The sequence below is a fragment of the Psychroflexus sp. ALD_RP9 genome (genome assembly GCF_017311165.1).
Classification (GTDB): Bacteria; Bacteroidota; Bacteroidia; order Flavobacteriales; family Flavobacteriaceae; genus Psychroflexus.
Genome location: NZ_CP062973.1, coordinates 1,759,754 through 1,777,649, shown reverse-complemented (window position 1 = coordinate 1,777,649; position 17,896 = coordinate 1,759,754). Strand labels below are relative to the sequence as shown.

Here is a 17,896-nt window from a genome sequence, read left to right as displayed (position 1 = left end):
CATTATTCTTCTAGTTTGATATCTAAACCTAGACCTTTTAATTCATGCATTAATACATTAAATGACTCTGGTAATCCTGGCTCTGGCATTGGTTCACCTTTAACAATAGCTTCATAAGTTTTAGCTCTACCAATAACATCATCAGATTTAACGGTTAAAATTTCTCGAAGTGTACTTGAGGCACCATAAGCTTCAAGCGCCCAAACTTCCATTTCACCAAAACGCTGACCACCAAATTGAGCTTTACCACCAAGTGGTTGCTGTGTAATTAAAGAGTAAGGACCAATTGAACGGGCATGCATTTTATCTTCAATCATGTGGCCAAGTTTAAGCATGTAAATCACACCAACAGTTGCTGGCTGATCAAAACGCTCACCAGTACCGCCATCATATAGATAAGTATGTCCATATCTTGGGATTCCAGCTTCATCAGTTAATTCGTTTATTTGATCTATTGTAGCACCATCAAAGATTGGTGTGGCAAATTTTTTGTCTAACTTTTGCCCAGCCCAACCTAGAACAGTTTCGTAAATTTGACCAATATTCATACGTGAAGGTACACCTAATGGATTAAGTACAATGTCAACTGGTGTACCGTCGTCTAAGAAAGGCATATCTTCTTGACGTACAATTTTAGCAACGATACCTTTATTACCGTGACGACCTGCCATTTTATCACCAACTTTTAACTTACGCTTTTTAGCAACATAAATTTTAGCTAATTTTAGAATTCCAGAAGGTAATTCATCACCAACCGTAATGGTAAACTTCTCACGACGCAAATTACCTTGAAGGTCATTTTGCTTAATTTTATAATTATGTAGAAGATCGGCAACTAAAGCATTTAAATCCTCATCAGTTGTCCAGGTTCCTTTAGTTAAATGCGTAAAATCTTCGACAGAGTTAAGCATTTTTTGTGTGTACTTTTTACCCTTTGGGAGAACATCTTCACCAAGGTCATTTTGTACACCTTGAGATGTTTTACCGCCTACTATTGAAAAGAGCTTATCGATTAAAATGTTACGAAGTTCTTCAAATTTAACTTCATATTTAGCTTCAAGCTTTTCAATTTCTTGTTTGTCTTGAGCACGTTTACGTTTGTCTTTGACAGCTCTTGAAAATAGTTTCTTATCAATTACAACACCGTTTAATGAAGGTGAAGCTTTTAGTGAGGCGTCTTTAACATCACCAGCTTTATCACCAAAAATAGCGCGTAATAACTTTTCTTCTGGTGTTGGGTCACTTTCACCTTTAGGTGTTATTTTACCAATCAGAATATCACCAGGTTTTATTTCAGCACCAATGCGAATCATTCCGTTTTCATCAAGGTCTTTTGTAGCCTCTTCAGAAACATTTGGAATATCACTGGTTAACTCTTCATTACCAAGTTTAGTATCTCTTACTTCAAGAGAATATTCATCAATATGAATTGAGGTTAAAATATCGTCTCTTACAACTTTTTCAGAAATTACAATAGCATCTTCAAAGTTATAACCTTTCCAAGGCATGAAAGCAACTTTCATGTTACGCCCAAGCGCAAGCTCACCTTTTTCGGTAGCATAACCTTGACAAAGCACCTGACCTTTAGAAACTCGGTCCCCAACTTCAACAATTGGCTTAAGATTAATTGAAGTCCCCTGATTGGTTTTTCTGAATTTAATTAATTCATATGTTTTTGAATCTGAATCGAAACTTACCAGTCTGTCATTTTCAGATCGGTCATATTTTATGGTGATTTCTCTTGCGTCAACATACTCTACTACACCATCGCCTTCAGCGTTAATTAATACACGAGAATCTTGCGCCACTCTTCGTTCCAGGCCTGTACCAACTATAGGAGAATCTACTCTCAGTAGCGGAACTGCTTGACGCATCATGTTAGATCCCATCAAGGCACGGTTAGCATCATCATGCTCTAAAAATGGAATTAATGAAGCCGAAATTGATGAAATTTGGTTTGGAGCAACATCAACATAGTGTACTTCTTTTGGGTCTATGACAGGGAAATCCCCTTCCATTCGAGCAATTACCTTATCTGAATTTATTGTACCATCTTCTTTTAATGGAATGTTTGCTTGTGCTATTAGTTTACCTTCTTCTTCTTCAGCAGATAGGTAAAGTGGATCTGAATCAAAATCTATTTTTCCATCTTCAACTTTACGGTATGGTGTTTCTATGAAACCCATATTATTTATTTTACCGTAAACCGATAGAGATGAAATTAAACCAATGTTAGGACCTTCTGGTGTTTCAATAGGACACAAACGACCATAATGTGTATAATGAACATCACGTACTTCGAAGCCAGCGCGTTCTCTGGATAATCCTCCAGGCCCTAAGGCTGAAAGCCTTCTTTTGTTGGTTAACTCAGCTATTGGATTAGTTTGATCCATAAATTGAGATAACTGGTTGGTCCCAAAAAAAGAATTAATAACAGATGATAATGTCTTGGCATTAATTAAATCGATAGGTGTAAACACTTCGTTATCACGTACATTCATACGTTCACGAATTGTTCTTGCCATACGCGCCAAACCAACACCAAATTGTTGAGATAACTGTTCCCCAACAGTTCTAACACGACGATTAGATAGGTGATCTATATCGTCGACTTCAGCCTTTGAGTTAACTAACTCAATTAAATATTTTATAATAGTAATAATGTCTTCATTAGTAAGAACTTTACTATCCATACTAATGTCAAGACCTAATTTTTTATTCATTCTGTAACGACCAACTTCACCTAAGTTATAACGTTGATCGCTAAAAAATAATTTGTCAATAATACCTCTAGCCGTTTCCTCATCAGGCGGTTCAGCGTTTCTTAATTGACGATATATGTGTTCTACAGCCTCTTTTTCTGAGTTTGTAGGGTCTTTCTGAAGCGTATTATAGATTATAGCGTAATCACCAGTAGTATTATCTTCTTTATGTAACAGTATTGTTTTTGAACCAGTTTCTACGATTTCTTCAATATGATCCTTTTCTAAAATGGTATCACGATCAAGTACAATTTCATTACGCTCTATTGAAACTACTTCACCAGTATCTTCATCGACAAAATCTTCGTACCAAGTATTTAATACTCTAGCAGCTAGCTTTCGACCTAAATATTTTTTTAAACCTGTTTTTGAAACTTTGACTTCTTCAGCAAGATCAAATATTTCAAGAATGTCTTTGTCTCTTTCGTAACCAATCGCTCTAAAAAGCGTTGTTACAGGAAGCTTTTTCTTTCTATCAATGTAAGCATACATAACACTATTAATGTCAGTTGCAAACTCAATCCATGAACCTTTGAAAGGAATAACTCGTGCAGAATACAGCTTGGTTCCATTTGCATGGAATGATTGACCAAAAAATACACCTGGAGAACGGTGTAACTGTGAAACCACTACACGTTCTGCACCATTAATAACAAATGTACCACTAGGTGTCATGTAAGGAATAGTTCCTAAGTAAACGTCTTGAACAATCGTTTCGAAATCTTCATGTTCAGGATCTGTACAATATAATTTTAATCTTGCCTTTAGCGGCACACTGTAAGTAAGACCTCGTTCGATACACTCTTGTATAGAATAACGTGGTGGATCTACGAAATAATCTAGAAATTCTAACACAAATTGATTTCTTGTGTCGGTAATAGGAAAGTTTTCCATGAAGGTATTGTACAAACCTTCATTAGATCTTTCTTCTGGTTTTGTTTCAAGTTGAAAAAAATCTTGGAAAGATTTGACTTGTATATCAAGAAAATCAGGATAATCAGGTTGATTAACCGATGAAAAACTGATACGATTGTTTTGCAATGCTAACATCTAAAGAAAGAATTTAATGCTTAAATAAGCAAAATTAACTAATATAAACTGTGTTAAAAAACACTAAACGTATAGATACGCAAAATGGTTTAGACCTACAGACGTTTAATCTGAGGCCTAAACCGTATAATTTAAGTCTAACTTAATTACTTAAGTTCTACTTCAGCTCCTGCTTCTTCTAATTGAGCTTTTAATGCTTCAGCCTCATCTTTAGAAACACCTTCCTTAATTGGAGCTGGTGCACCATCAACTAATGCTTTAGCATCTTTTAATCCTTGACCTGTTAGTTCTTTAACAAGTTTTACAACTGCTAACTTAGAACCACCTGGCGCTTTAAGGATAACGTCAAATTCAGTTTGCTCTTCAGCGGCATCTTCTCCACCACCTGCAGCACCTCCAGCTACTGCAACTGCTGCTGCAGCAGGCTCAATGCCATACTCTTCTTTTAAAATATCAGCTAACTCGTTTACTTCTTTTACCGTTAAGTTAACTAACTGTTCTGCGAATTCTTTTAAATCTGCCATTTTCTATCGTTTTAAAAAATATAATTAGTAATTAGTGTATTTTAATTTATTCTGATTTTTCTGAAAGTGTTTCAAGTATACCTGATAACTTACTTCCGCCTGATTTAAGCGCAGAAATAACATTTTTAGCAGGTGACTGTAATAATGTAACAATATCGCCAATAACTTCTTCTTTAGATTTGATATTAACAAGTGTATCTAAATACTCATCACCAACATAAATTGCTTCATCAACAAAAGCCCCTTTCAAAATAGGCTTATCGATTTTTTTTCTAAAGTTTTTTATAACTTTAGCTGGAGCATTTCCAGTTTGAGATAACAAAATTGATGTATTACCTTTTAAAGTTGTAGGCAATTCACCAAATTCTTTATCTGAGCTTTCCATCGCTTTGGCTAAAAGCGTATTTTTAACTACCATCAACTTTACGTCTGCTTTAAAACAAGCACGTCTAAGATCTGAAGTAGTTCCAGCATTTAAACCTGAAATATCAGCCAAATAAATACTTGGCGATTCAGCTAAATGTCCAGTAATATCTTCTATTACTTTTGCTTTTTCTTCTCTTGTCATAACTTAAATTATTGCTCAGTAAATCTTTTTGTATCAATTTGAATACTCGGACTCATAGTTGCGGTAATGTGAATGCTTTGCATATACACACCTTTAACCACCTGAGGCTTAAGTTTTACTAGTGTAGTTAATAATTCTCTTGCGTTACCAGCTAGTTTATCTGCACTAAAAGACGCCTTACCTATTGCTGCATGAACAATACCAGACTTATCTACCTTAAAGTCGATTTTACCAGCCTTAACATCTGACACGGCTTTGGATACATCCATTGTAACAGTGCCTGTCTTAGGATTTGGCATAAGCCCTCGCGGACCTAAAACTCTACCTAAAGGACCTAACTTACCCATAACGCTAGGCATAGTAACAATAACGTCAACATCTGTCCAACCGTTTTTTATCTTGTCAAGATACTCATCTAAACCAACATAATCAGCTCCAGCATCTTTTGCTTCTTGTTCTTTGTCAGGCGTCACCAAAGCTAAAACTTTTGTTTCTTTACCTGTACCATGAGGCAAGGTAACAACACCTCTAACCATTTGGTTAGCCTTTCTAGGATCAACATTAAGTTTCACAGCTAACTCAACTGACTCATCAAAGTTAGCAGACACGACATCTTTTAATAGTTCAGTCGCCTGAGCAACCGTATAAGTAGTTGATTGATCAATCTTACTTAATGCCTCTTTTCTCTTTTTTGTAACTTTTGCCATCTTCAATTAGTTTTTGAATGGTGCATCACCTTTAACTGTTATACCCATTGATCGCGCTGTACCAGCAACCATTTTCATTGCTGATTCTACAGTAAAAGCATTGAGGTCTTGCATCTTATCTTCGGCGATAGTTTTAATCTGATCCCAAGTAACTGCTGAAACTTTAAGCCTATTTGGCTCTCCCGATCCTTTCTTCTGCTTAGCTGCTTCAAGTAATTGAACAGCTGCCGGAGGTGTTTTTATAACGAAATCAAAAGACTTATCTTTATAAACCGTTATGACAACTGGTAAAACTTTACCAGCCTTATCCTGTGTTCTACCATTGAATTGCTTACAAAATTCCATGATATTAACACCGGCAGCACCTAAAGCAGGACCAACTGGTGGTGATGGGTTAGCAGCACCTCCTCTAACTTGGAGCTTAACCACTTTACTTACTTCTTTTGCCATTTTAATAAATTTAAAAATTATTACAGACAGAGGGAAGCAATATTGCCTGTAAATTTATTTTGTGTAACACTTATATTTTTTCAACTTGCATATAACTAAGCTCTACAGGTGTTTTACGACCAAAGATCTTAACCATAACTTGCAATTTTCTCTTTTCCTCATTAACTTTCTCAATAGTTCCTGTAAAACTATTAAACGGACCATCAATAACTTTAATTGTTTCTCCTACAGAATAAGGGATAGCCACTGTTTCTTTTTGAACAGATAATTCATCAACCTTACCAAGGAGGCGATTTACCTCAGACTTACGCAAAGGAACTGGATCACCACCTTTAGTTTCACCTAAAAAACCAATAACCCCATTAACATTCTTAATTACATGAGGCACTTCACCTTCTAAATTGGCTTGAACCATGATATAACCAGGAAAATAAACTTTCTCCTTGTTAATTTTTTTACCGTTCCTAATTTGTACAACTTTTTCTGTAGGCACTAAAATATCATCAACATAATCACTCAGACCTTGTTGAGAAATCTCTTTTTCAATATAATCTTTGACTTTGTTTTCAGACCCACTTATTGACCTGACAACATACCATTTTTTTAAGCTAGTTTCAGCCATTGATTAAAATTTTACCCAATTGAAATATTGCGCTATTACAGCACTAAAAAGCTCATCAACACCCCAAATCGCCAGGGAGAACAAAACAGAAAAAACTGCCACTACAACCATCAAACGCTGTGCGTCAGCGTTTGCAGGCCATGTAACATGATTTTTAAGCTCATCATATGAACTTGATACGTAAGATTTAATGTTTGCCATCTCTATTAAGATTTGCACGGGTTGAGAGGCTCGAACTCCCGACACCTGGTTTTGGAGACCAGTGCTCTACCAACTGAGCTAAACCCGTAAATTATTGGTTTGCAAAGAAACTAATTTTTTTCTGAATACAAAACAATATTAGACAAAAAAATTAAGGTGCCCTAAAGACACCTTAATTAATATATATGTTATTGTAATCTAGTCTAAAATTTGAGTAACTTGACCAGCACCAACAGTTCTACCACCTTCTCTGATTGCAAAACGCAAACCATCATTTAAGGCAATAGGTTGTAACAATTCAACTGTAATTGTTAAGTTGTCGCCTGGCATAACCATTTCTACACCATCAGGTAATGAAATCGTACCTGTAACATCAGTTGTTCGAACGTAGAATTGAGGTCTATAGTTGTTATGGAATGGCGTATGACGACCACCTTCTTCTTTTTTAAGGATATAAACCTCAGCCTTAAACTTAGCATGTGGAGTTACAGAACCAGGAGTAGTGATAACCATACCTCTAGATATCTGAGTCTTTTCTATACCCCTTAATAAAATACCAACATTATCACCAGCTTCACCTCTATCTAAGATTTTACGGAACATTTCAACTCCAGTAATTGTAGACTTAAGCTTATCAGCTCCCATACCAATAATTTCAACAGCGTCGCCAGTATTAGCTACACCTGTCTCGATACGACCAGTTGCAACTGTACCACGACCAGTAATTGAGAATACGTCTTCAATTGGCATTAAAAATGCTTTATCAACATCTCTTTCTGGCTGCTCAATCCAAGAATCAACAGCATCCATCAACTCCATTACTTTATCAGCCCATTTTTCATCACCTTCTAAAGCACCTAAAGCTGAACCTGAAATTACCGGAGCATTATCACCATCATACTCATAAAAAGAAAGTAAATCTCTAACTTCCATTTCTACAAGCTCTAATAATTCCTCATCATCAACTAAGTCAACTTTATTCAAGAAAACCACAATTTTTGGAATACCAACTTGACGCCCTAATAATATATGCTCACGAGTCTGTGGCATTGGTCCATCAGTAGCAGCAACAACCAAAATAGCACCATCCATCTGAGCAGCACCAGTTACCATGTTCTTTACGTAATCGGCGTGACCAGGACAATCTACGTGTGCGTAATGACGATCTTTAGTAGCATACTCTACGTGAGATGAATTAATAGTAATACCTCTCTCTTTTTCTTCCGGAGCATTATCAATCTGATCAAAAGCACTAGCTTCCGAATAACCCTTATCAGCAAGTACCTTAGTAATAGCTGCAGTTAAAGTTGTTTTTCCGTGATCGACATGACCAAGCGTACCTATATTTAAGTGCGGTTTGGAACGATCAAAATTTTCCTTTGCCATAGTAGTAAATTATTTAATAATCTTAGTTTATATATAGTGTTCAATTTAATTAACCACAAAAAGCCTTCAAAACTTATGTTTTGAGACTTAAAAGAGCCAACGACGGGATTTGAACCCGTGGCCTCTTCCTTACCAAGGAAACGCTCTACCCCTGAGCTACGTCGGCTAATTATTTAGAGCGGGAGACCAGGTTCGAACTGGCGACATTCAGCTTGGAAGGCTGACGCTCTACCAACTGAGCTACTCCCGCTTAAATAAATTAGTCATACCGACTTGGTAGTGGGGAGAGTAGGATTCGAACCTACGAAGCCTAGGGCAACAGATTTACAGTCTGTCCTCGTTGACCGCTTGAGTATCTCCCCAATTTTAAATTGAGAGCCGATGGAGGGACTCGAACCCACGACCTGCTGATTACAAATCAGCTGCTCTAGCCAGCTGAGCTACATCGGCAATTTCAATATATCAAACAACATTTGTTTAACGGGTGGCAAATATATAATCTTTATTAATATCAAAAAAATATTTTTCTGAGTTTTTTTAAATAATTTTATTTATCCTTTTTTGACCTTGGATGCTTGGTATTAATTATTGTTTTTAAACGCGACATATTTGTCTTTGTATAATGCTGTGTTGAGGCCAAACTACTATGCCCCATCAACTCTTTAATCGCTATTAAATCGGCACCGTTTTCTAATAAATGTGTAGCAAAAGAATGACGAATTATATGTGGACTACATTTTTGCTTTGCTGATACGCGTTTAAAATAAGTTTGAACGATACGGTAAATAAGATTAGGATAAGCGGCTTGATAGGTATTAGTCAATATTAATTTATTACTTTTTACTGATTCATCTTTTAAAAGCTGCATATAATCATTAATCAAATTAGTAAGACTTGGCTTAATTGGTATATAGCGCTCTTTATTACGTTTTCCTAATATTTTTAATTGACCTGAATTGAAGTCTATTGATGATCTGTCTAAATTTAAAAGTTCTTGACGCCGTATTCCCGTTTGGTATAAAATGTCAACAACTAATTGGTCGCGTGTTCCTGAAAAAGTTGAAGTATCAAAAACTTTCATTACTTCAGAAACTTCAGTTTTACTGAAAGCTAACTGTTGTTTTTTAGCCTGTTTTAAGGCCTTATGCTTCTGCATAGGGTTCACTGTTATCTCTCCTAATTTCAACAGGAAATTATAATAGGCTTTTACTGCTGTAAGTTTTCGATTAATAGATGAGGTTGAGTAGTTAAGTTCAGATAAATGAATAATCCATGAACGAATAAGTGGATAACTAACAGAGGTTAATTGATCTGTATCAAACTCAGTTTTTAAAAATTCTGTGAAAGCCCTTAAATCTGATTGATAGGCAACCAATGTGTGCTTTGCATATTTCTTTTCAAACTCAAGATATTCAAAAAATTTATTCAGCATACTTAAAATATAAAGGTAATAAAAAACATCCAACAGAAAACTATTGGATGTTATCTTATACTGTCTTTTAAAGCCTATTTAGGTTGCTGGCTTGTAATTTTTTTGATCAATGATCATCTTAGATAAAATTTCTTTTAAAATTTCTGAGGTTCCGCCTCCGATTGGTCCTAACCTACTGTCTCTAAACATTCTTGCAAGTGGATACTCTTCTATGTAACCATAACCACCTAAAAATTGTAGACAATCATAAATAGCTTCATCAGCAACTTTGGTCGATTTTAATTTAGACATTGTAGCTTCTTTTACAACATACTCGCCAGCATCTAAGCGCTTGATTGTTGTATAATTAAATGTTTTACAAACTTCTACTTCAGTTGCATGCTCCACTAAACGATGGCGTAAAGCTTGAAACTGATTGATTGATTTTCCAAAGGCTTCACGTTCACTCATGTATTGTAAGGTGTATTCAATAGCATACTCTGCCCTAGCATGTGCGTTTACACCCATGATAAGACGCTCTAAGGCAAAATGCTGCATAATATATGGGAATCCCATATTTTTTTCACCCATTAAATGAGACTTGGGAATCTTTACATTATCAAACGAAATTTCTGCTGTATCAGAAGCTCTCCAGCCTAATTTATTAAGTTTTGTGGCATTTATTCCCGGAGTATCACGATCAACAACAAAAATACTAATTCCTTTCCCACCTAATTCTGGAGCTGTTTTGGCAGCTACAACCAAGTAATCTGAATAAACACCATTAGTAATAAATGTTTTAGAACCGTTAAGCACAAAACCATCTTCGGTTTCTTTAGCAGTAGTTCGCATTGCGGCAACATCAGACCCTCCAAAAGGTTCTGTAATACACAGACAGCCTATCATTTCACCTGAAATTGATTTAGCTAGGTATTTTTCTTTAATCGCTTCGCTGCCTTCTTTATTTAAGTGTGTCATAGCTAAATAAGCATGTGCCCAAATAGCAGCTGCAAATCCACCAGAATTAATACGCTGTAATTCTTCTAAAAGTATAACAGTATAAAACAAATCTAAATCCATACCGCCATATTTTTCTGGATAGGCAACACCAAAATAACCCATTTCACCAAATTTCTCCCAAATAAAACGCTCGATTGTCCCTTCTTCTTCCCATTTACCAAGATGTGGTACAACTTCTTTTTGCAAAAAGTCTCTCAAACTTTCTCTAAATAACTCGTGTTCTTCTGTAAAGTATAATGTGTTCATATATTACTGTATATTTAAATATAATTTTATTTGTGGTATTTTATATGTTGGAAAACCTTTGATTTTATTTAGCTCTTCAAAATTTGAAATCCCTTCTCTTAATCTTATAAAATTGAAAATCTTCCTAGCCATTTCATAATCAAAATATGGAATTTGTTCGAGTTGAATAATCGATGCTTTATTAACATCTATTAATTCGGCATCAGTTGAAGTTTTAACGGTAAAATATTTCATAATTTCGTTTTCGACTTCATAACTTAATCCGTAAACGTCTTTTAATTGAACATCGCCTCTAAAGCCATCTAAACGTTCACGTCTTTCAATAATTTTTTTAGCATAATAATCTCCAACGCCTTTAATATTTGTTAAATCATCGATAGTTGCTAAGTTTAAATCTTTTTTATCATCATAACTCAATTCCTTTTTCGCAAGCTTTTGCTTTAATTTTCGTTTTTGTTGTTTAACAACCCAATCTGGAAATTTAAAATATCCTGCATAAGCTTTCATCCAAGCTTCACTTACACCTGTTACTTTTTGAAACTCAGCTTTTGAATTAATCCACATCCCTTTTTTTCTATAAGCTTGTAATTTATCAAAAGCTATGGTTGGCATGTTTAGGGTGTAAGCCTTATAATCAGTTATAAAATTAGGGTTAAACGGATATATTTTGAAAGATTTTTGCTGATTTTGTTTATTTTTTAACGAATCTACAATTTGAAGTACATTTTGATGAGAGGTTTCATCAACTCTAAAATCAGCTGTGGTTTCGCTTTGTTTTATAAAATATACGCTTATAATTAACCCGCCGATAATAATCAATAACGCAAAAATCCCAATCCGATCAGATGTTGTCCAGACCAATTGGGATTTTTGAGGTTTCATAATTAAATATTTTATCTCGCCTCTCTGCTAAACAGTTTTCCTGCTTTTAAATCGGCTACATAATTTCTTAAATCTTTTCTTACCTCACCAGATAAAATGTATAGGCCAATAATATTAGGGAAAGACATCGCTAAAATCATCATATCTGAAAAATCAAGCACAGCGCCTAAACTTACAGAAGCACCTAAAATTACAAATAATAAGAAAAGAATTTTATAGGCTAACTCTGTCTTTTTACCACGACCAAATACATAAGACCAAGCTCTCATACCATAATACGACCAAGAAATCATCGTTGAAAATGCAAATAAGAATACGGCTAAGGCTAACACATAAGGAAACCATGAAATAACACTACCAAATGCATTGGTTGTTAATTCAACACCTGAAACACCTTCAACCTCATGCATTCCCGTAAAAATTAAAACTAAAGCGGTGAGCGTACAAACCACAACGGTATCTATGAAAGGTTCAAGCAAAGCCACAAAACCTTCAGAAGGTGGATGATTAGTTTTAGCAGCTGAGTGAGCAATAGCTGCTGAACCTACACCGGCTTCGTTAGAGAATGCTGCTCTTTGAAAACCAACAATTAAAACACCTATAAATCCTCCTTTTAAGGCACTTGGAGAAAATGCACCATCGATAATAGCACTAAATGCTGGCCCTATATTTCCAATATTTATACCAATAACAACCAATGCACCTAGAACATATACGGCTGCCATAACTGGAACAACTTTTCCAGTAACATTAGCAATTGAATTAATACCTCCAATAATAACGACACCTACCAATACCGCTAAAAAGACACCAAAAGCAAAACCATTACCTTGTAAAAAAGGAATTTGCTCTGAAAGTATAGCAAAAGACTGATTGGCTTGGAACATATTACCACCACCAAAAGAGGCTCCAATAGCTAGGATTGCAAATAAACCTGCTAAAAATTTACCTAGCTTACTTAAGTTTTTCTTCTCTAAACCATAACGCAGATAATTCATAGGTCCACCAAAAATTCGGCCTTCCTTATTGATAAACCTGTACTTAACACCTAAAGTACATTCAACAAATTTAGATGACATCCCAAGTAAACCTGCTAAAATCATCCAAAAGGTTGCTCCAGCTCCGCCTAATGAAATAGCCACAGCTACACCTGCGATATTTCCTAAACCTACAGTCGCCGAAACAGCTGTAGACAAGGCTTGAAAATGGGTAATTCTTCCTGGCGCTTTAGGGTCATCAAATTTACCTTTAGCTAATTGTAAGGCATGTTTAAAACCTCTCACATTAATAAAACCCATTCTGAATGTAAAAAAGGCTGCTCCTAAAATTAACCAGACCACAATAAAAGGTATTCCTTTAGTTTGTTGATCACCATTAGGATGTAGCAAAGCAACAGGTTCATCATATACAATACTAGCAAATTTATGGGCATTTTGCTGAATCACATCTTCAGGGTTTTCTGGATTGAAAATTGAACTGCCTTCATCAACTAAATGTTTTATTTTACCTGAAGCTTCTGCTTTTACAGTGACATCTCCTAAATCGCCACGAGAAATTACTGCAATGGCTTGGCCTTGATCAACATGTGTATTTTTCTCGACCAACCATTTTTTTAAAACAAACTTATTAGTGGTCTCAGCACTCCAACCTGGAGCAAACATGATTTTTTTGTTGGCGTAAACAACAGGGTCATAAATACCAATCGCTGCAAATGGATCCCAAAATAAAACAGAGCCCATTTGATCTACAATAGGTTTAAAAGTGGAGTTGAAATGTTCTGTAATTGATTCTGCTGGTATTTCAACGCTTACAGTTTTAGATAATCCTGATGCATCAGAAACAATAATAGTATACGGATTTCCCTCAACTAAACCCGACGAAACACTAGATGATAATGGTGTTTCTTGATTAGACCATTTGTAACTGTAAGGCGTTTCGCCACCTGTAACTTTTAATTCAATTTGGCCATCATTTATTTCATCAGATGGGTTAATAGCTTTAGGGGTGACCTTAAGTTCTTGGGCATAATTGGCAAAACCTAACAAAAAGCTAAATAATACCAATAAATTTCTATAAATCATGGAGTTTGCATTTTGATTAAAAAGACACCGCAATATATAAAAATGTTTGAATTAGTCTACAAAAAATAGGAGTTTATAAACTTAGTGTTAAGAATTTGTTGATACAACTTCAATTTTAATTTAGCTTTTAACAAAGCTATTTATATCATCAACATAAATAAGCGATCTAAGTGCAATCTACAAATCAAATACTGACGTGCGCTTGGTGTAAACTAAATCTTTCAATTTCAACCAAAAAGCTAAGGTTAAATACATCACAAAACCAGCACCAAAAGTGGCAAATGAAGCATAAATAAAAAATAAACGCACCGACTTTACTTTCATACCAAGTCGGTCGGCCAAACGTGTACTAACGTAAAAACCATGACGCTCAAAGAAAAATCGAAGTTGTTTAACTAAAGTCATTGTTGCATTAATTTAATTCCAAAATTACAATTTAGACAGCGTTTCTGGTTACAATAGTCATTTTTTAACGTCAATAATGCCTGTGTTTCTAAAGCGCTACTAATGTAATCTTCAAAACCAATAGCTTTAAACCTTTTAATAATACTATTATTTTCAGGCTTTAAACTACGTACTAAAGCTAAAATCTGCGTCTCAAAGTCTAATGTACTTTTAAATTGATGATAAGCAAACTGTAATGGAATGATAGCATTTATAACACAAAGTTGAACAAAATTAGCACTGAGTTTTTTTGCGCTTGGCTTGTTTTCTTTTCCAAAATTATAATGCGTTTTCCAGTAAGTTGACACCTTAATATCAAAAATTGGTTTTAAATCTGTTAGTTTTTCAGCTTTTAAAAGTAGGCGAGCTAAACTTGTGTTTTGATGTAAAAAACTTGCTAACTGAGCTAAACGTATACTAGGAAAATTAGCTGGTCTTAGTCTAAAAAATTCTGCTGAAAAGCCTACAGGTTTAAGTTCGTGTTTAGATTTTAAAAATTTATAAAGTTGTTGCAAGTGTTTATAATAGTTGTCTTCACATTCAATATTTAATAAATTGGCTTGGCCTAACAAAATTGCTTCTAAATAATCTAACTGAGTTTGATATTGTAAAATAAGTTTGAAGTTTATTGATTGTGCAACAGCCTCAAAAACTTCGGCATTGGCTTTTAAACCAAAACTTTTGGCTAGTTGCATAAAGCAAATTTGATCCCAGTGCTGCTTTGTTTGTTGAATGTAAGTGAAAATGGGTTGTGATTTTCTTGACAATCGCTCAATATATAAACGTTCTAACCAAAATTGAATACCAAGCGAATTGAGTTGCCCAACTGATGCCTCACAAAGAATAAATTGTTGAGGACGCTGCATAAAGTCTTTATAAGCTTTAACTAGGTCCTTAGAAACTACATCTTTTAATTGAAGCGTCGGCAAAACCGATTGGTCTTTTTGAAACACATCAACATCATGCTCCCAGACCACATGTAAAATTACATTATCATAAGCTGGGTCAGTTTCGTGTTGATGCGCATACCAATCTGATGATTTTATGTGCATTTCTATTTGACCAGCCCAAGTTTGGCGGCCTAATTTAATTATAGCTTCTTTAAAATCTGGGCCTGAGTGCGATTGGTTGTAATTACCAAATCTAATAACTTCAACCGGTTCGCCATTAACAGTCTGAAGATTTAAAACTGGAACTTTCTTAAATCGCCAGAGGTAATGAATAAAGTCTTCATTCATCTTGAGGTAATTTCTTCAAATAATTATAAACATCTTGATAGAAAAAGTTAACCCATTTTGTATATTGAAGTTGGCTAGGATGCAACTGATCTTTGGCTAACATGTTAGGCGATTTATTAAGCTCATGTGCCAATTCTAAAATGTCATAAAAGGGAATATTATAAACCTCACAAACTTGTTTTGCGTAGGCATTATAGGCTTTTATGTCTGATTTAATATGAGGTTTACCAGCATCTATGGCAAATTTAGTAGAGCTGTAATCAGGGATACCAACCACAAACACGCCTTGAGAATCATGCTTAGAAATAGCGATCGCCTTTTGAAGCAATTGCTTAAATTCCATTTCATATTGCTGAAATGGTTTGGCCTGATATTGATTATTAACTCCAATCAACAATGAAACCACATCAAATGAATTTGGTTGAAGATTTTCCTTTTGTATAGCACTTAAGAGTTCGTCGGTTCGCCAACCAGTCACTGCAATGATTTTTGGAGTTTCAACTTTTAAGTGATCAGATTGAAGCTTTTTTACCAATTGATGTGGCCAAGAGTTTTTTAATTCAACTAACTCGCCAATGGTATACGAATCGCCTAAGGCTAAATAAGAATATTGTGCTTGCATAAATCCGCTGAATATGAGGCTTAAAATGATTAAAGTTTTTTTCATTAAAAATAAAAAGTCAATATTTAAAGCATGTAGAAAGAATTTAATTTGAAAAAATTAATATCCAAAGCATATTTTACAATATAAATATAGGTTTAATTTTAAAACTTATCAAATTTAACGAGACATCGCTAACAACAGAAATCGACGAATACTTAAATTTTGGCAGTTCAAACTACTAAAGTACATCTTTTAAGGCGGGTTCAAGTTTAGAGAAATTGAATTCAAAACCAGTTGAAATTATACGTTCAGCGCTAACTCGCTGACTTGATAAAACTAAAGTAGCACGTTCACCTAAAGCTAACTTTAAAATAAATGCAGGAACATGTGGCAAAAACAAAGGTTTACTAAGACATTTAGCAATTTGCTTGGTCATTTTTTTATTTGTCGTTGGGTTAGGTGCAACAGCATTATAAATACCAACCAAACCTTGCTCAGCAACGTATTTAAAAATGGCAGCTACATCTTTAAGGTGTATCCATGATTGCCATTGCAAACCTGAAGCTAAGGGTGCTCCGAAAAAGTTTTCAACAGGAAATTTTATTTTTTCTAAAGCACCGCCTGACTTAGATAATACAATGCCTATTCTTACCAAAGCAACGTCAATACCTAATCGCTCAATAGTCTCGGCTTTGTCTTCCCATTTCTTTACAACTTCAGCCAAAAAGTCATCACCTAATTGCTCTGAGAACTCATCGTGTAAAATTTTAAAATCGCTTTTGTAAATACCTATGGCACTTGCTGAAATAAAGTGTTCTACTTGATGATCAAGTTTAGATAAGGTATTATAAAGTAAGTCAAGACTTTCAATACGACTGTTAATGATAGCGCGTTTATGACTTTTTGTCCACGGTTTAGCTACACTAGCGCCTGCTAAATTAATAAGATGGGTTACACCTTCGAATGCTTTTTCATCAATTTCAGCAGTTGATGGATTCCAATAAAAACCTTTATATAATTCAAGATTTTCTAGCTTATCTCGTGAAGTTGATAAGTAATGCACCTTGACACCATCTGCATGAAACTGTTTTACCAATTCTTGTCCGACTAATCCTGTAGCGCCTGTAATTAAAACATTCATACACTTAGTTTTTATAAAAGTAGTGATTAAACCAAGCGATTGAATCGCTTTTAAAAACGATTTAACAAGTAATCCTACTCGAAGTTTGAATTATGCTATGCGTTCCCGACTCTTCGTTGTCTTCACTCAATACAAGCAGCTTTAACTCCAATAGGTTTGAGTAGTGTGTGGTGGGTGATTTAAAGTTTTGAATTATAAAATTAAGATTACATGATAATCGTAAATAGTACTTTGTAGCTGTTAAATAGAACTTATTCGATAGAGTGTAAACTTCAGATTAAAGACTACAGACTACATAAATTCAATCTTTCATCTTCCTTGAAAACGAAACAAGCTCTATACCTTAGGACTAATTTCAGGAAATTTTAAACTAAAAAGCCATATTTGAAGGCTTGAAGAAAAACAGTATTAATGATTTTAAGTACACCTTAAGTATCTTCTGAATGCCTTCCTATTTAATTTTTAAAATCAGCGAGGTTGGTATTAGTGAATTTAACAAATCACGAATCACTAGCAACAGACTAAAAATCTATGTTTAACATCGAGCGGAGTCGAGATG

General features: G+C 34.8%; 16 protein-coding genes and 5 tRNA genes. All 21 read right to left on the bottom strand.

Features of this window, described 5'->3' with window-relative positions; all coding sequences use genetic code 11:
- Window positions 1–2: 2 nt before the first annotated feature.
- Complete coding sequence (rpoB, locus tag IMZ30_RS08230; RefSeq protein ID WP_207037833.1) at window positions 3–3,812, bottom strand: DNA-directed RNA polymerase subunit beta; 3,810 nt, start codon at window positions 3,810–3,812, stop codon at window positions 3–5.
- Window positions 3,813–3,958: 146 nt separating this feature from the next.
- Window positions 3,959–4,336, bottom strand: coding sequence for a 50S ribosomal protein L7/L12 (gene rplL / locus IMZ30_RS08225; protein ID WP_207037832.1), 378 nt, complete (start codon window positions 4,334–4,336; stop codon window positions 3,959–3,961).
- A gap of 46 nt (window positions 4,337–4,382) precedes the next feature.
- Entirely contained in the window at window positions 4,383–4,904 is a 522-nt protein-coding gene (gene rplJ / locus IMZ30_RS08220; RefSeq protein ID WP_207037831.1) for a 50S ribosomal protein L10, read from the bottom strand.
- 8 nt (window positions 4,905–4,912) lie between these two features.
- The gene (gene rplA / locus IMZ30_RS08215) at window positions 4,913–5,611 is read right to left on the bottom strand and encodes a 50S ribosomal protein L1 (protein WP_207037830.1); all 699 of its coding nucleotides are present in this window, start codon (window positions 5,609–5,611) and stop codon (window positions 4,913–4,915) included.
- A 6-nt stretch (window positions 5,612–5,617) separates the two neighbouring features.
- The gene (gene rplK / locus IMZ30_RS08210; protein WP_207037829.1) at window positions 5,618–6,061 is read right to left on the bottom strand and encodes a 50S ribosomal protein L11; all 444 of its coding nucleotides are present in this window, start codon (window positions 6,059–6,061) and stop codon (window positions 5,618–5,620) included.
- 70 nt (window positions 6,062–6,131) lie between these two features.
- A complete protein-coding gene (gene nusG / locus IMZ30_RS08205; protein ID WP_207037828.1) occupies window positions 6,132–6,683 on the bottom strand; it encodes a transcription termination/antitermination protein NusG in 552 nt (183 codons plus the stop codon).
- 3 nt (window positions 6,684–6,686) lie between these two features.
- A complete protein-coding gene (gene secE / locus IMZ30_RS08200) occupies window positions 6,687–6,884 on the bottom strand; it encodes a preprotein translocase subunit SecE (protein WP_207037827.1) in 198 nt (65 codons plus the stop codon).
- 15 nt (window positions 6,885–6,899) lie between these two features.
- A tRNA-Trp gene (locus IMZ30_RS08195) sits at window positions 6,900–6,972 on the bottom strand.
- A gap of 110 nt (window positions 6,973–7,082) precedes the next feature.
- The gene (gene tuf, locus IMZ30_RS08190) at window positions 7,083–8,270 is read right to left on the bottom strand and encodes an elongation factor Tu (RefSeq protein WP_207037826.1); all 1,188 of its coding nucleotides are present in this window, start codon (window positions 8,268–8,270) and stop codon (window positions 7,083–7,085) included.
- Between the two features lie 94 nt (window positions 8,271–8,364).
- Window positions 8,365–8,436: transfer RNA gene (locus IMZ30_RS08185), tRNA-Thr, on the bottom strand.
- Window positions 8,437–8,447: 11 nt separating this feature from the next.
- Window positions 8,448–8,520, bottom strand: a tRNA-Gly gene (locus IMZ30_RS08180).
- A gap of 30 nt (window positions 8,521–8,550) precedes the next feature.
- A tRNA-Tyr gene (locus tag IMZ30_RS08175) sits at window positions 8,551–8,632 on the bottom strand.
- A gap of 14 nt (window positions 8,633–8,646) precedes the next feature.
- A tRNA-Thr gene (locus IMZ30_RS08170) sits at window positions 8,647–8,720 on the bottom strand.
- Between the two features lie 97 nt (window positions 8,721–8,817).
- The gene (locus IMZ30_RS08165) at window positions 8,818–9,702 is read right to left on the bottom strand and encodes a tyrosine-type recombinase/integrase (RefSeq protein WP_207037825.1); all 885 of its coding nucleotides are present in this window, start codon (window positions 9,700–9,702) and stop codon (window positions 8,818–8,820) included.
- Between the two features lie 78 nt (window positions 9,703–9,780).
- On the bottom strand, window positions 9,781–10,947 hold the full coding sequence (locus IMZ30_RS08160) for an acyl-CoA dehydrogenase family protein (RefSeq protein ID WP_207037824.1): 1,167 nt from the start codon (window positions 10,945–10,947) through the stop codon (window positions 9,781–9,783).
- Between the two features lie 3 nt (window positions 10,948–10,950).
- Window positions 10,951–11,829, bottom strand: a complete 879-nt coding sequence (locus tag IMZ30_RS08155; protein WP_207037823.1) for a ComEA family DNA-binding protein — start codon at window positions 11,827–11,829, stop codon at window positions 10,951–10,953.
- Between the two features lie 11 nt (window positions 11,830–11,840).
- Window positions 11,841–13,910: an amino acid carrier protein gene (locus IMZ30_RS08150; RefSeq protein WP_207037822.1), complete on the bottom strand. Its 2,070-nt coding sequence runs from the start codon at window positions 13,908–13,910 to the stop codon at window positions 11,841–11,843.
- 177 nt (window positions 13,911–14,087) lie between these two features.
- Window positions 14,088–14,315, bottom strand: a complete 228-nt coding sequence (locus IMZ30_RS08145) for a PspC family transcriptional regulator (RefSeq protein ID WP_073193335.1) — start codon at window positions 14,313–14,315, stop codon at window positions 14,088–14,090.
- A complete protein-coding gene (locus IMZ30_RS08140; RefSeq protein WP_207037821.1) occupies window positions 14,312–15,592 on the bottom strand; it encodes a DUF2851 family protein in 1,281 nt (426 codons plus the stop codon). Before IMZ30_RS08140 ends, IMZ30_RS08145 begins: the two co-directional genes overlap by 4 nt.
- A complete protein-coding gene (locus IMZ30_RS08135) occupies window positions 15,585–16,259 on the bottom strand; it encodes an SGNH/GDSL hydrolase family protein (protein ID WP_207037820.1) in 675 nt (224 codons plus the stop codon). Before IMZ30_RS08135 ends, IMZ30_RS08140 begins: the two co-directional genes overlap by 8 nt.
- 175 nt (window positions 16,260–16,434) lie before the next feature.
- Window positions 16,435–17,337 carry a TIGR01777 family oxidoreductase gene (locus tag IMZ30_RS08130; RefSeq protein ID WP_207037819.1) on the bottom strand — a complete coding sequence of 301 codons (903 nt, stop codon included), beginning with the start codon at window positions 17,335–17,337 and terminating at the stop codon, window positions 16,435–16,437.
- Window positions 17,338–17,896: the final 559 nt, after the last annotated feature.

Coding starts and splice junctions, on each gene's coding strand:
- rpoB (WP_207037833.1), bottom strand. CDS start 3,812: ATGTTAGCATTGCAAAACAATCGTATCAGTTTTTCATCGGTTAATCAA.
- rplL (WP_207037832.1), bottom strand. CDS start 4,336: ATGGCAGATTTAAAAGAATTCGCAGAACAGTTAGTTAACTTAACGGTA.
- rplJ (WP_207037831.1), bottom strand. CDS start 4,904: ATGACAAGAGAAGAAAAAGCAAAAGTAATAGAAGATATTACTGGACAT.
- rplA (WP_207037830.1), bottom strand. CDS start 5,611: ATGGCAAAAGTTACAAAAAAGAGAAAAGAGGCATTAAGTAAGATTGAT.
- rplK (WP_207037829.1), bottom strand. CDS start 6,061: ATGGCAAAAGAAGTAAGTAAAGTGGTTAAGCTCCAAGTTAGAGGAGGT.
- nusG (WP_207037828.1), bottom strand. CDS start 6,683: ATGGCTGAAACTAGCTTAAAAAAATGGTATGTTGTCAGGTCAATAAGT.
- secE (WP_207037827.1), bottom strand. CDS start 6,884: ATGGCAAACATTAAATCTTACGTATCAAGTTCATATGATGAGCTTAAA.
- tuf (WP_207037826.1), bottom strand. CDS start 8,270: ATGGCAAAGGAAAATTTTGATCGTTCCAAACCGCACTTAAATATAGGT.
- IMZ30_RS08165 (WP_207037825.1), bottom strand. CDS start 9,702: ATGCTGAATAAATTTTTTGAATATCTTGAGTTTGAAAAGAAATATGCA.
- IMZ30_RS08160 (WP_207037824.1), bottom strand. CDS start 10,947: ATGAACACATTATACTTTACAGAAGAACACGAGTTATTTAGAGAAAGT.
- IMZ30_RS08155 (WP_207037823.1), bottom strand. CDS start 11,829: ATGAAACCTCAAAAATCCCAATTGGTCTGGACAACATCTGATCGGATT.
- IMZ30_RS08150 (WP_207037822.1), bottom strand. CDS start 13,910: ATGATTTATAGAAATTTATTGGTATTATTTAGCTTTTTGTTAGGTTTT.
- IMZ30_RS08145 (WP_073193335.1), bottom strand. CDS start 14,315: ATGACTTTAGTTAAACAACTTCGATTTTTCTTTGAGCGTCATGGTTTT.
- IMZ30_RS08140 (WP_207037821.1), bottom strand. CDS start 15,592: ATGAATGAAGACTTTATTCATTACCTCTGGCGATTTAAGAAAGTTCCA.
- IMZ30_RS08135 (WP_207037820.1), bottom strand. CDS start 16,259: ATGAAAAAAACTTTAATCATTTTAAGCCTCATATTCAGCGGATTTATG.
- IMZ30_RS08130 (WP_207037819.1), bottom strand. CDS start 17,337: ATGAATGTTTTAATTACAGGCGCTACAGGATTAGTCGGACAAGAATTG.